Consider the following 12,798-nt stretch of genomic DNA (forward strand, 5'->3'; position numbering starts at 1 on the left):
GACCTCCCCGCCGGTGCGAAGTCATCGCTCACCGGGGTACGTATTCGGAACGGGTTGGCGGCACGCCAGGCGCGAATCGGGGGCGCACCAGTGGGACACTTGCCGTTGTCCGCACGCAACGGCGATGACAGCGGCATATGCGGGCAGGCGGGACGGCAGGGCGGCGGGCTGCCGACCCCGGCCGGCGGACATCGGAGGGGTGGGGGCATGGCGGAAGCGGTGTTCACGCAGGAGCGGGCACAGGCGGTCCTGGAGGCCGCCGGTCACCCGTCGGCCGACCTGCTCTCCTTCGGGGAGAACGCGGTCTTCGCGGCCGGCCGGCTGGTGATCAAGGTCGGCCGCGGCGCCGACCTGCTGGACCGCGCCCGCCGCGAGGTGCGCACCGCCGACTGGCTCGCCAAGCACGACGTGCCCGCCGTGCGCTCCGCCGAGTCCGAGGTGCGGCTGGTCGAGGGCCACCCGATCACCTACTGGCAGCGGCTGCCCGAGTCGCTGCGGCCCGCCGAGCCCGCCGATGTCGCCCCGCTGCTGCGGCTGGTGCACGCCCTGCCGGAGCCGGACTTCGGGCTGCCGCCACGCGATCTGCTCGGCGGCGTCGAGCGCTGGCTGCGGCTGGCGGGCGACGCGATCGACCCGGCCGACGCGGCCTTCCTGCGGACCCGCAAGGACCGGCTGGCCGAGGCGGTCACCGACCTGGTGCCGCATCTGCCGCGCGGCCCGATCCACGGCGACGCGCTCCCCCGCAATGTGCACATCGGCCCGGACGGTCCGGTCCTGGTGGACCTGGAGACCTTCTCCTCCGACCTTCGCGAGCACGACCTCGTCGTCCAGACCCTCAGCCGGGACCGCTACGGGGTGCCGTCGGCCGCCTACACGGCCTTCACCGACGCCTACGGCTGGGACGTCGCCGCGTGGGAGGGCTGCGAGGTGCTGCGCGGGGCGCGGGAGACGGCGGGCTGCGCCTGGGTCGCCCAGCAGGCGGCGGCCAACCCGGCCGCCCGCAGCGAATTCCGCCGCCGGGTGGCGTCGCTGCGCTCGGGCGACACCACGGTCCGCTGGTACTCCTTCTGACCGCTCGGGGGACCGGCAGGACCCGCCTGCGCGCCCGTCACGCGGCCCGCTGGAGCGGCCAGTCCGGCCGTATCGGCGCGGCTGCCGCGTCCTGCCGGCGCAACCAGGCGGTGAAGTCCTCCGCCCACGCGGCGAACCAGCCGCCCTGCGCGGTGTGCAGGTCCCACAGGTCGGCGTCGCCGGCCTCGGGGAAGCGGGCGGCGAGCGCGCGGGCCACCCGGACCGCGGCCAGCGCGTCGGCGCCCGCGTCATGGGCCCCGTCGAGCACCACGCCGTAGACGGCGCAGGCCGCCTCCAGGGTGCGCTTGCCGCGCCGGTACTTGTCCAGCGCCCGGTCGATGACCAGCGGGTCGACCACCGGGCCCGGGCGCCCGCCGGGGGCGACCAGCGGCGGCAGCGCGTAACGGCGCAACTCGGCGTCCAGCAGGCTGAGATCGAAGGGCGCGTTGTAGACGACCACCGGCACCTGCGCCGCCCAGTAGCCGCGCACCGCGTCGGCGATCTCGGCCACCACCTCGGGCGCCGGGCGGCCCTCGGCGGCGGCGCGGGCGGTGCTGACGCCGTGGATGGCGGTGGTCTCGGCCGGTATCGGCACTCCGGGATCGGCGAGCCAGGTCCGGTGCCGTACCGGCTGACCGTCCTTCACCTCGGTGATCGCGGCGGTCACGATCCGCGCCTGCCGCGGATCCGTTCCCGTGGTCTCCAGATCGAAACCGACCAGCAGATCCTCGTGCCATGCCATGGCGAGTCCCCTTCCGACACCCCGTGTTCCCCCGTGTGCCCTGCCATCATCGCGCGCACCACTGACACTCCCGCCGCGCCCCGCGCGCGGCCGGCGCGGGTCAGGAAACCGGCCGGGCGTCGGTCCAGATGCCCTCGAACTCCTCGCGGTAGACCTCGAAGAGCCCGCCCTCGGCGGGCCGGTCGTCGGCGACGACCCGCCGCGACCCGCCGCGCAGCACCATCACCGGCACCTCCATGCCGCGGGCCCTGCGCAGATACGACTGGACGACCGCGAGCCCCTCGCCGCTGTCGCCGTCGACCAGGTAGGCGGTGAAGCGCGGCGTCTCGTCGAAGACCTGGATCTCGAAGGCGCCCGGGTCGCGCAGCCGGGCCCGCACCCGCCGCATGTGCATGATGTTCATCTCCACCGAACGGCTCATCTCGCCGCGCCCGAGCCCGAGTTCGCGCTCCCGGCGGCGGACGGCGCTGCTGGCCGGGTTGAGGAACAGCAGCCGCACCCGGCAGCCGGCCTCGGCCAGCCGGATCAGCCGCCGCCCCGAGTAGTTCTGCACCAGCAGGTTCAGCCCGATGCCGACCGCGTCCAGCCGCCTGGCCCCGGCGAAGAGGTCCTCGACGGGCAGTTGGCGCTGCAACCGCACCCGGTCGGCGTAGACGCCGATGACGTCGGAGAAGCGGTCGGCGACGAGTTCCTCGATGGCGTCGACCGGCAGCCGCTGCGCCGCGGTACGGGCGTGGCCCGCGCCGAGCATTTCGAGCAGCCGCGCACAGGCGCGTTCCGCCTGGTCCAGGACCGTGCGGGACAGCGCGCGGTTGCGGGAGACCACATGGCGGGTGACCTCCAGCTCGTCCAGGGCGAGTTCGAGGTCCCGGCGGTCGTCGAAGTACGGCTCGAAGCACGGCCAGTGCTGGACGACCAGCTCCCGCAGCTGCGGCAGCGTCAGGAAGCTCAGCACATTGTCGTCGGCGGGGTCGAGCAGGAAGCCCTTGCGGCGGCTCACCTCCCGTACGGCGACGGCCCGCTGGACCCATTCGTGGCCGGCCGGGCCCGCGGCGGCGACCACCCACTCCTCGCCGTGGACGGGTTCGTAGATCGGGCGCAGCACCGCGTTGACGACGGCACGCAGCCGCTGCTCGACGAGGTTCAGCCAGACGTAGGCGCGGCCGGCCCTGCGGGCGCGGGTGCGGACCTCGGCCCAGGCGTCGGCGTCCCAGTCCAGCTCCGTCCCGATCTCCATGGGCTGGGCGAGGGTGACCGCGCCCGGCGTCCCCTCCACAGTGGTGTCGTGCTGGTCACCCTGCTCACCGCCTCCCGGGAGCATCAGACCTCCGGACGTCACCACTTCACCGCCTCCCACCCCCGTCCACGATCAAGGAAGGGTACTGCGGTGCGGGGGCTGTCGCAGCAGTATCGACCCTACTTGACTACTACCGGACAACCCCATCACTCGTACGGTCGCAGCCGGTTGTGGCTGTGTCACCCTCGGATGGAACCGGATGGGAGGATGACCGTTCGGCAACCTTCGGCAATGGATGCGCCGGGTGCGCGGACCGGGTGACCGGCCCCCACCGCCCGGTCAGGAGTGGAAGAGTCTCGACATGCAAGTCTGGCCGGGTCAGTCCTACCCCCTCGGCGCCACCTTCGACGGCGCCGGCACCAACTTCGCCGTCTTCTCCGAGGTGGCCTCACGGATCGAACTGTGTCTGCTGCACGACGACGGTTCCGAGACGGCGATCGAACTGCGCGAGGCCGACGCCTTCGTCCGGCACGCCTACCTGCCGGGAGTGATGCCGGGACAGCGGTACGGCTTCCGGGTGCACGGCCCCTACGACCCGGCCCGCGGGCACCGCTGCAACTCGGCGAAGCTGCTGCTCGACCCCTACGCCAAGGCGATGAGCGGCGACATCGACTGGGACGAGTCGGTCTACGGCTACCGCTTCGGCCAGCCCGACTCGCGCAACGACCTGGACTCCGCCCCGCACACCATGACCTCCGTCGTGGTCAACCCGTACTTCGACTGGGCCGACGACCGGGCACCGCGCATCGACTACCACCGCACCGTCATCTACGAGGCCCACGTCAAGGGCCTGACGATGACCCACCCCGGCCTGCCCGAGGAGATCCGCGGCACCTACGCGGCCCTCGCGCACCCGTCGGTGATCAGCCATCTGGTGGAACTCGGCGTGACGACGCTGGAACTGATGCCGGTGCACCAGTTCATCCAGGACCACCGGCTGGTGGACGCCGGGCTCGCGAACTACTGGGGCTACAACACCATCGGATTCTTCGCGCCGCACCACGCGTACGCCTCGCTGGGCGACCGCGGGCAGCAGGTGCTGGAATTCAAGACGGCGGTACGCGCGCTGCACCGGGCCGGCATCGAGGTGATCCTCGACGTGGTCTACAACCACACCGCCGAGGGCAGCCACCTGGGTCCGACGCTGTCGCTGCGCGGCCTGGACAACGCCTCCTACTACCGGCTCGGCGGCGACAAGCGCTATTACACCGACACCACGGGCACCGGCAACTCGCTGCTGATGCGCAGCCCGCACGTGCTCCAGATGATCATGGACAGCCTGCGCTACTGGGTCACCGAGATGCACGTCGACGGCTTCCGCTTCGACCTCGCCGCCACCCTGGCCCGGCAGTTCCACGAGGTGGACCGGCTGTCGTCGTTCTTCGACCTGGTCCAGCAGGACCCGGTGGTCTCCCAGGTCAAGCTGATCGCCGAGCCGTGGGACGTCGGCGAGGGCGGCTACCAGGTCGGCAATTTCCCGCCGCTGTGGACCGAGTGGAACGGCAAATTCCGCGACACCGTACGCGACCTGTGGCGCGGCGAGAGCGCGACGCTGGCCGAGTTCGGCTCCCGGCTCACCGGCTCCTCCGACCTCTACCAGGACGACGGCCGCCGCCCGCTGGCCTCCATCAACTTCGTGACCTGCCACGACGGCTTCACCCTGCGCGACCTGGTGTCGTACAACGACAAGCACAACGAGGCCAACGGCGAGGGCAACAGGGACGGCGAGGGCTTCAACCGCTCCTGGAACTGCGGGGCCGAAGGCCCCACCGACGACCGGCAGGTCAAGGCGCTGCGGCAGCGGCAGATGCGGAATTTCATCGCGACGCTGATGCTCTCGCAGGGCGTCCCGATGCTCTCCCACGGCGACGAGTTCGGCCGCAGCCAGGGCGGCAACAACAACGTCTACTGCCAGGACAACGAGATCGCCTGGATCGGCTGGCCGGGCAAGCGGGGCACCGGCGAGGAGGCCGACGACGCGCACCGGATGCACGAGTTCGTACGGACGATGGTGTGGCTGCGGCGCGACCACGCGGTCTTCCGGCGCCGCCGGTTCTTCCACGGGCGGCTCGCGGAGGGCACCCACGACGAGCTGTCCGACATCGCGTGGTTCACCGCGCAGGGCGGTGAGATGACGCAGCGCGAGTGGCAGGCCGCGTCCGCCCGCTCGCTGGTGGTCTTCCTCAACGGCAACGCCATCTCCGAGCCGGGCCCGCGGGGCGAGCCGGTCACCGACGACTCCTTCCTGCTGATGTTCAACGCCGCGCCCAAGGCCCAGGAATTCCTGGTCCCGGCCAACCACGGCAAGGAGTGGCAGCTCATCGTCGACACGGAGCGTCCGGAGGGCGTGCCCCCGGGCGCGGGGGAGCGGGTCGCGGCCGGTGACCGGATCCTGCTGGCCGACCGCAGCATGGTGGTCCTGCAGCGACCGGCGGACTGACCCCCGGGCCGCGCGCCCGGGGACCCGCGAGGGGTCGCCGCTGGCGGCGGCCTTCGCGCTCGCCGCACCGTCGCGGCCGGCCGCGCCGTTCCCCGCGCCCCTTCCGGGCACCCTCTCCCGCGGAGGCAGACCATCAGGGCGCGACCAGCCCCCCACCCGGGGAAGGACCGGGAACGATCTACGGGAGCAGGTCGGGCGGATCCGGGGTAGAGAAAGTGGCATGAGCGATACGCCGGCGCCGAGCGCCACCTACCGGATCCAGGTGCAGCCCGGCTTCACGTTCGCACAAGCGGCGGCCGCGGTCCCGTACCTGGCGAGTCTTGGCGTCAGCCACCTGCACCTTTCGCCGGTGCTGGAAGCGGTGCCCGGCTCGGGCCACGGCTACGACGTGGTGGACCACTCCCGGATCCGGGCGGAGCTGGGCGGCGAGCAGGGCCTGCGGGACCTGTCCCGTACCGCCCGGGACCACGGCCTCGGGCTGATCCTGGACATCGTCCCCAACCACATGGCCGTACCGGCCCCCGAGCACCTGAACAGCGCGCTGTGGGCCGTCCTGCGGGACGGCCCGGGCTCCGCGTACGCGCAGTGGTTCGACATCGACTGGGCCGCCCTGGACGGCAAGGTGCTGCTGCCGGTGCTGGGCGAGCCGCTGCCCGACGTGCTGGACGAGCTGTCGGTGGTGCACGACAAGGCCGCCGGCGGCACGGTGCTGGCCTACTACGACCACCGCTTCCCGCTGCGCCCCGGTACCGAGGACCTGCCGCTGCCCGAGCTGCTGGAGGCCCAGTGGTACCGGCTCGCGTACTGGCGTACCGCCCGTACCGAGCTGAACTACCGCCGCTTCTTCACCATCTCCGACCTGATCGCGGTGCGGGTCGAGCGGCCCGAGGTCTTCGCGGCCACCCACGCCACCGTGCTGCGGCTGCTGCGCGACGGTGTGGCCGACGGGCTGCGGATCGATCACCCGGACGGCCTCGCGGACCCGGCGGGCTATCTGCGGCAGCTGGCCGAGGCGAGCGGCGGGCGCTGGACGGTGGTGGAGAAGATCCTCCAGCGCGACGAGCCGCTGCCCGCGGACTGGGCGTGCGCGGGCACCACCGGCTACGACGCGCTCGACCGGATCGACGGGCTGTTCACCGACCCGGCGGGCGCCGCCTCCCTCGACGCCTTCCACCGGGACTACACCGGCGCCGCCGACGACCGCGGCGGCCGGTGGGCGCCGACCGTGCGCAGGGCCTCCTACCGGGTGGTCACCCACGACCTGGCCGCCGAGGTCGCCCGGCTGCGCAGGGCCGCGGAGCGCGTACGGGCCGCCGACCCCGAAGCCCGCCCGTACGGCCCCGACGTGCTGGACGACGCGATCCGCGAGCTGCTGGTGCGGGTGCCGGTCTACCGCCCGTACGTACCGCCCGGCGGTCCCGCCGCCCCCGCGGACGAGGCGATGCTGGAGCGGGCGGCGCAGGACGCCGGCGCGGCGAACCCGGCACTCGGCGGCGCCCTGGACTTCCTGCGCGACCTGGCGCTGGCCCGCCCCGCGGCGGGCACCGGCGCGGACGCCGGCGACTTCACGGCGCGCTTCGCGCAGGTCGCCTCGGCCCTGCACGCCAAGTCCGTCGAGGACGCCGCCTTCTACCGCTACACCCCGCTGCTCTCGCTGTGCGAGGTCGGCCGCGACCCGGGGCGGCCGGCCACCGCGCCGGCGGAATTCCACGCCTACTGCGCCGGGATCCAGCGCGACCGGCCCACCACGGGCACGGTGCTGTCCACCCACGACACCAAGCGCAGCGCCGACCTGCGGCTGCGGCTCGCGGTGCTGTCGGAGCTGCCCGAGGAGTGGCAGGACTGGATGGAGCGGCGCGAGGCTCGCGAGGCCCAGGTCGGCTGCCCGCCCGCACCGGACCGGCAGGCGCAGTACACCGCTTATCAGACCGGCGTCGGCCTGGGCTTCTGCCACCCGGACCGGCTGGTGCCCGCGGTGCTCAAGGCGGTACGGGAGGCCGGGCTGCGCACCACCTGGACCGAGCAGGACGAGGCGTACGAGAAGGCGGTCACCGACTTCGTCGACGGCGGCCCGTGCGGGGTACAGGTCTACGACGTCAGCGAATTCGCCGGGCGCCTGGAGCCGTACGCCACCGCCAACGCGCTGGGCGCGGCCCTGCTGCACCTGACGATGCCGGGGGTGCCCGACGTCTACCAGGGCACCGAGTTCCCGGTGCACACGCTGGTCGACCCGGACAACCGGGCCCCGATGACCGGCCCGGTCGGCGGCACCCAGCGCTTCGGGGTCGACGGCACGCTCGACGGCCTGCTGTCCGGCGGGCTCCCGCGCGACGCCGACGAGGCCAAGCTGCGGCTGACCGCGGTGGCGCTGCGGCTGCGCAGGGACCACCCGCAGTGGTACGGCCCGGCGGGCGCGTACGACCCGCTGGCGGCCGACGGCCCGGCCGCGGACCATTGTGTCGCCTTCGTACGCGGCGGCGGCGCGCTGACCGCGGTGACCCGGCTGTCCCGGCGCCTTGAGCAGGCGGGCGGCTGGCGGGAGACCGTACTGCCGCTGCCGCCGGGGCAGTGGCGCAACCGGCTCGGCGGCGGCACGTACAGCGGCAAGGTGCCGCTGGCCGAGCTGTTCGCGGACTCCCCGGTGGCGCTGCTCACCCGCTGAGCACTGCCCACAACCGCGGCCGGGGCGCCGACCCGCCGAGTGCGGCCCTCACGCCCCCGGCAGGATCGCCTGATCGGCCTCGGGGAGCCAGTGGCGGGCCGGGTCGTAGTCGAGCCAGGACTCCTCGGCCGCCGCGGCGCCGAAGGCGGCCAGCAGCCGGGGCAGGACGGCGTGCTGCTCGCCGGTGCGCCAGATGGCGTGCCAGGCGTAGAGCGGGGTAGGTCCGGTGACCGGGATCTCGCGCAGGCCGCTGCCGTCGGGCACCTCGACGTCCGCGCACAGCAGCGAGAAGAGGCCGGGGTGGGCGGCGAGGTGGGCGAGGAAGGGGTCGAGGCCCAGGTTGATGCCGCCGAACTCGCCCGGCACCCCGAAGCGTTCGGTGAAGGCCCGGAGGAACTCCACCTTCGCGCGCGGCGCCGGGAACCACAGCCGGCCCTCCCGCAGCTGCCCGGGGCTGAGGGCGGGGGCGCCGGCCAGCGCACCGGCCCGGCTCATCACGGCCTTGACCGGCTCCAGCCTGACCAGCCGCCGGGTGACGGCGGCCGGCCACGGCTCGTCCAGCGCGTGGGTGCGGCCGAGCGCGAAGTCGATCTCGCCGTCCCGCAGTCCGGCGAGCGCCGCCGGGAAGTCGGGCCGCAGGCTCAGCTCGATGTCGAGGCCGGGGTCGCGGGCGACGACCTCGCGGACTGTGCGCAGCGGTACGAACATATGGCCCCACACGCTGACCCGCAGCGCCCGCTCCTCGTGCCGCGCGGCGGCCACCGCGGCCTCCGCCGCCCGTACCAGCTCGCGCGCCGGGTCGAGGAAGCGGCGCCCGGCGGCGGTGAGTTCGACCCCGTGGCCGGTACGGTCGAAGAGCTTGCGGCCGAGCGCGTCCTCCAGCCGGGCGACCCGCTTGGACAGCGCCTGCTGGGTCAGGTACAGCTCGGCGGCGGCCTGCCCGAAGTGCAGCCGGTCGGCGGTGGCCACGAAGGCCCGCACCTGCGCCAGGTCCAGATCCACCGCCGAGCCCCCGTTCATTGCGCCTGCCCGTTCCTCACGCCTGCCCGGTCGGCAGGACGATCACCTGCCGCAGGTTAACGTGCGCGGGACGGCTGGTGACGTACGCGATCAGGTCAGCGATGTCGTCGGACGTCAGCGCCTCGGGAAAGGCCTGGAACATCCCGTCGAGCTGCGCCGACAGCTCCGCGTTGTCGATGTGGCCGCCCAACTCGGTGTCGGTCAAGCCCGGCTCGATGTTGGTGACCCGGACCCTGCGCGGCCCGAACTCGGCCCGCAGCGAGGCCGACAGGTGGGTCAGCGCGGCCTTGGTGGCGCTGTAGACGGCGTATCCGGGGAAGGTCAGGTGGGCGCCGATGGAGGAGACGTTGACCAGGTCGGCCGGCCGCCCCTCGGCCCCGGCGGCGAGCAGGTCGTCGCGGAAGGCGTCGATGATCCGCAGGGCGCCGGTGAGGTTGGTGTCCACCATCCGCGCCCACTCGTCGCTGCGGCCCGCGTCGATCGGGTTGGGCAGCATCACACCGGCGGCGTTGACCACCAGGTCGGCGGGACCGTACGCGTCCCTGACCTGGCCGGCCGCGGCCCTGACCGACGCCTCGTCGGTCACGTCGACCGTGACGGCCAGCGCCCGGCCGCCGTCCGCGGCGATCTTCCCGGCGAGCGCGTCCAGCCGCTCGGTGCGGCGGGCCAGCAGCGCGACCTTCGCGCCCCGCGCGGCCAGCAGGCGGGCGGTGGCCTCGCCCATACCGCTCGCCGCGCCGGTGACGACGGCGGTACGGCCGGCGAGGTTGCCGTAAGCAGTGGTGCTCATGATGCGTAACTCCCTGGGGTGGCCCGCGTGACGGGTGCTGCCGTGGTGGACGGCTCCACTGTGCGGCGGCCCGCGCGCGACACCCAGGGTTGCGCTCTACCTGGGTCCGGCAGTACCAGGCTCGGCGCCCGGCGCTCGCTTAGGCTCGTACGCATGGACAACACGGTCGGCGATTTCCTGCAGTCCAGGCGGGCGAGAATCCAGCCGGAGGACGTCGGCCTGCCCCCGTACGGCAGGCGGCGGGTGCCGGGGCTGCGCCGGGAGGAGGTCGCCCAGCTCGCCGGGGTCAGCGTCGACTACTACATCCGGCTCGAACAGGGCCGCGGCAAGAACGTCTCCGACGCCATTCTCGACGCCGTCGCAAGGGTGCTGCGGCTCGACCCGACCGAGCACGCGCACCTGCGGGACCTGGCCAGGCCCGGGCGGGCGGCTCCGGCGGCGCCCTCCGGAGGGGTACGCCCCGGGGTGCGGCTGCTGCTCGACAACATGGCCGACTGCCCCGCCATGGTCATCGACCACCGCATGGACGTGCTGGCCTGGAACGCCCTCGGCGACGCCGTGCACGGCTTCGCCGGCGACGCCTCCCGTCGCAATATGCCGCGCCGGGTCTTCCTCGACCCGGAGGCCGCCGACCTCTACCCGGAGTGGGCGGCCGTCGCCGCCGAGACCGTCGCCTACCTCCGCTTCGGCGCCGGGCGCCACCCCGACGACCAGCGGCTCACCGCGCTGATCGGCGAACTGTCCATGAAGAGTGAGCACTTCCGCCGGCTGTGGGCCGACCACCTGGTCAGGGAGAAGACGTACGGCGTCAAGCGGATCAGCCACCCCGTCGTGGGCGAGCTGAACCTCGGCTACGAGACGCTGGCGCTGCCGGGCGACGCCGACCGTACCGTCGTCGTCTACACCGCGCCGCCCGGCTCGGGCGCCGCGGAACGCCTCGCCGTGCTGGCCAGTTGGAGCGCGGGCGAGCGGTCCGCGTCGGCGGACGCGTCTGCCCCGGACGCCCCCTCCCCCGGCGCCTTCCGCCAGCGCTGACAACCGGCGGTTGTCGAACCGTACGGAAGGCTGTTGGACGCCCCGCCTGACCTGCGGTTCTCCTTGATCCAGCGGCGGTTTCGAAGCGAACCGCCGCACCGGATCGAGGAGCTGGCGATGAAGGCACTGCTGCCCACGGGGGACCCGGCGAGGCTGGTCGCGCACGGCGAGACGGAAGAGCCGCGGCCAGGCCCTGCCCAGGCGCTGGTCAAGGTCGAGGCCTTCTCCGTCAACCGCGGCGAGGTCTTCCGGCTGCACGGCGCCCTGCCCGGCGTCGGCCTGCGGCCGGGCAAGGACATCGCGGGCCTGGTCGTCCAGGCCGCGGCCGACGGCAGCGGGCCGCGCGCGGGCCAGCGCGTCGTCGGCCACCCGCCGGGCGGCGGCTGGGCCGAATACGCCGCCGTCGACACCGACCGGCTGGCGGTACTGCCCGACACCGTCCCGGCGGTCAGCGCGGCGGCCCTCCCGCTGGCCGGCCTCACCGCCCTGCGGCTGCTGCGGACCGCGGGCGGCCTGGCCGGCCGCTCGCTGCTCATCACCGGCGCGTCGGGCGGGGTCGGGCACTACGTGGCCGAACTCGCGGTCGGCGCGGGCGCGGAGGTGACCGCGGTCAGCGCGACGCCCGAACGCGGACGGCGGCTCGCCGAGTTCGGGGCCACCGTCGTCCACGAGGTGGCCGCGGCGGGCGGCCCCTTCGACACGGTGATGGAGTCCGTCGGCGGCGCCACGATGTCGCTGGCGCTCGGCCTTGTGCGGGCGCACGGTGACCTCATCTGGTTCGGGCAGGCCTCCCGTGAGCCCGCCACCCTCGATTTCTTCTCCTTCTTCGACGGGCCGTCGTCGGCGGCCGTGCGCCACTTCCACTACGAGGACTTCCCCGAGCCCTACGCCGCCGACCTCGCCGCTCTCGTGCGGCTCGTCGCGGAGGGGCGGCTCCACCCGGAGATCGGGCGGCTCGCCGACTGGGCCGACACGGCGACCGTCCTGGCGGACCTGCATGAGCGGCGCGTATCCGGCAACGCCGTCCTGACGACGGGGCCGTGAACGGTCTCCCCGGCGGGGGGCTCACGGGCTCCACAGTTGCGCTGTGCGGGGGCCTGTCGCGCAGTTCCCCGCGCCCCTGGGTGATTGCCACTTGCGGTGGCCGCTTGGCCTCGCCGCCGCCGTGGCTGAGTGCGCAGTTCCCCGCGCCCCTGGCGGGGTGCCACTTGCCGTAGGGAGTTGGCCTTCGCCGCGTCGTGGCTGCCGCCGCCGTCCCCCGGCCTCGCGCACGCCTCGTTCGCGGAGGGGCTGCTGGTCGCCGAGGTGCTGGCCGGCCGGACCCCGCGGCCGATCGACTACCCGGCCGTCCCGCGGGTGACGTATTCGAACCCGCAGACCGCGTCGGTCGGCCTGACCGAGGCGCAGGCCCGCGCGCGCGGCCTGGACGTGGTGGTGAACTCGATGCCGCTGACCGCGGTGGCCAAGGGCATGGTGCACGGGCAGGGCGGCAGCGTGAAGGCGGTCGCGGTACGCGGCGGGCAGGTGCTCGGCGTCCACCTGGTGGGGCCGCACGTCTCGGAGATGATCGCGGAGAGCCAGCTGATCGTCGGCTGGGAGGCGGAGCCCGCCGATGTGGCCTGGCACATCCACCCGCATCCGACGCTGTCCGAGGCGGTCGGCGAGGTGTTCCTGACCCTGGCGGGCCGCGGCCTGCACCAGTCGGCGTGACCGAGCGCACACCCGCCGGCGGCAAGCGCGA

The 12,798-nt window shown here is 73.8% G+C and carries 9 protein-coding genes and 1 pseudogene; 6 read left to right on the forward strand and 4 right to left on the reverse strand.

What is annotated here, in order from left to right:
* The first annotated feature begins 207 nt into the window (after positions 1-207).
* Entirely contained in the window at positions 208-1,071 is an 864-nt protein-coding gene (locus OHA86_RS08245) for an aminoglycoside phosphotransferase family protein (RefSeq protein ID WP_329173741.1), read from the forward strand.
* Between the two features lie 37 nt (positions 1,072-1,108).
* On the opposite strand, the gene OHA86_RS08250 is transcribed toward OHA86_RS08245, so the two are convergent.
* Both OHA86_RS08250 and OHA86_RS08255 read right to left on the reverse strand, forming a co-directional pair.
* A complete protein-coding gene (locus OHA86_RS08250) occupies positions 1,109-1,813 on the reverse strand; it encodes an exonuclease domain-containing protein (RefSeq protein WP_329173743.1) in 705 nt (234 codons plus the stop codon).
* Between the two features lie 100 nt (positions 1,814-1,913).
* Positions 1,914-3,152: an SAV2148 family HEPN domain-containing protein gene (locus OHA86_RS08255; protein ID WP_329173745.1), complete on the reverse strand. Its 1,239-nt coding sequence runs from the start codon at positions 3,150-3,152 to the stop codon at positions 1,914-1,916.
* A 259-nt stretch (positions 3,153-3,411) separates the two neighbouring features.
* Between OHA86_RS08255 and glgX the strand changes: the two genes are divergently transcribed.
* Positions 3,412-5,550: a glycogen debranching protein GlgX gene (gene glgX, locus OHA86_RS08260; protein ID WP_329173747.1), complete on the forward strand. Its 2,139-nt coding sequence runs from the start codon at positions 3,412-3,414 to the stop codon at positions 5,548-5,550.
* Between the two features lie 220 nt (positions 5,551-5,770).
* A complete protein-coding gene (gene treY / locus OHA86_RS08265) occupies positions 5,771-8,212 on the forward strand; it encodes a malto-oligosyltrehalose synthase (protein WP_329173751.1) in 2,442 nt (813 codons plus the stop codon).
* A 48-nt stretch (positions 8,213-8,260) separates the two neighbouring features.
* Here the strand turns inward: treY and OHA86_RS08270 are convergent, their stop codons facing one another.
* A complete protein-coding gene (locus tag OHA86_RS08270; protein WP_329173753.1) occupies positions 8,261-9,232 on the reverse strand; it encodes a LysR family transcriptional regulator in 972 nt (323 codons plus the stop codon).
* Between the two features lie 16 nt (positions 9,233-9,248).
* The gene (locus OHA86_RS08275) at positions 9,249-10,022 is read right to left on the reverse strand and encodes an SDR family oxidoreductase (RefSeq protein WP_329173754.1); all 774 of its coding nucleotides are present in this window, start codon (positions 10,020-10,022) and stop codon (positions 9,249-9,251) included.
* 153 nt (positions 10,023-10,175) lie between these two features.
* Between OHA86_RS08275 and OHA86_RS08280 the strand changes: the two genes are divergently transcribed.
* The 3 genes and pseudogenes from OHA86_RS08280 to OHA86_RS08290 all read left to right on the forward strand — a co-directional run.
* Positions 10,176-11,057 carry a helix-turn-helix transcriptional regulator gene (locus tag OHA86_RS08280; protein ID WP_329173755.1) on the forward strand — a complete coding sequence of 294 codons (882 nt, stop codon included), beginning with the start codon at positions 10,176-10,178 and terminating at the stop codon, positions 11,055-11,057.
* 117 nt (positions 11,058-11,174) lie between these two features.
* Entirely contained in the window at positions 11,175-12,101 is a 927-nt protein-coding gene (locus OHA86_RS08285) for a zinc-binding dehydrogenase (RefSeq protein WP_329182304.1), read from the forward strand.
* A gap of 198 nt (positions 12,102-12,299) precedes the next feature.
* Positions 12,300-12,767: pseudogene (locus OHA86_RS08290) on the forward strand (dihydrolipoyl dehydrogenase); the annotation flags it as partial.
* Positions 12,768-12,798 lie beyond the last annotated feature (31 nt).

Origin of the sequence: Streptomyces sp. NBC_01477 (assembly GCF_036227245.1) — a bacterium.
GTDB lineage: Bacteria > Actinomycetota > Actinomycetes > Streptomycetales > Streptomycetaceae > Actinacidiphila.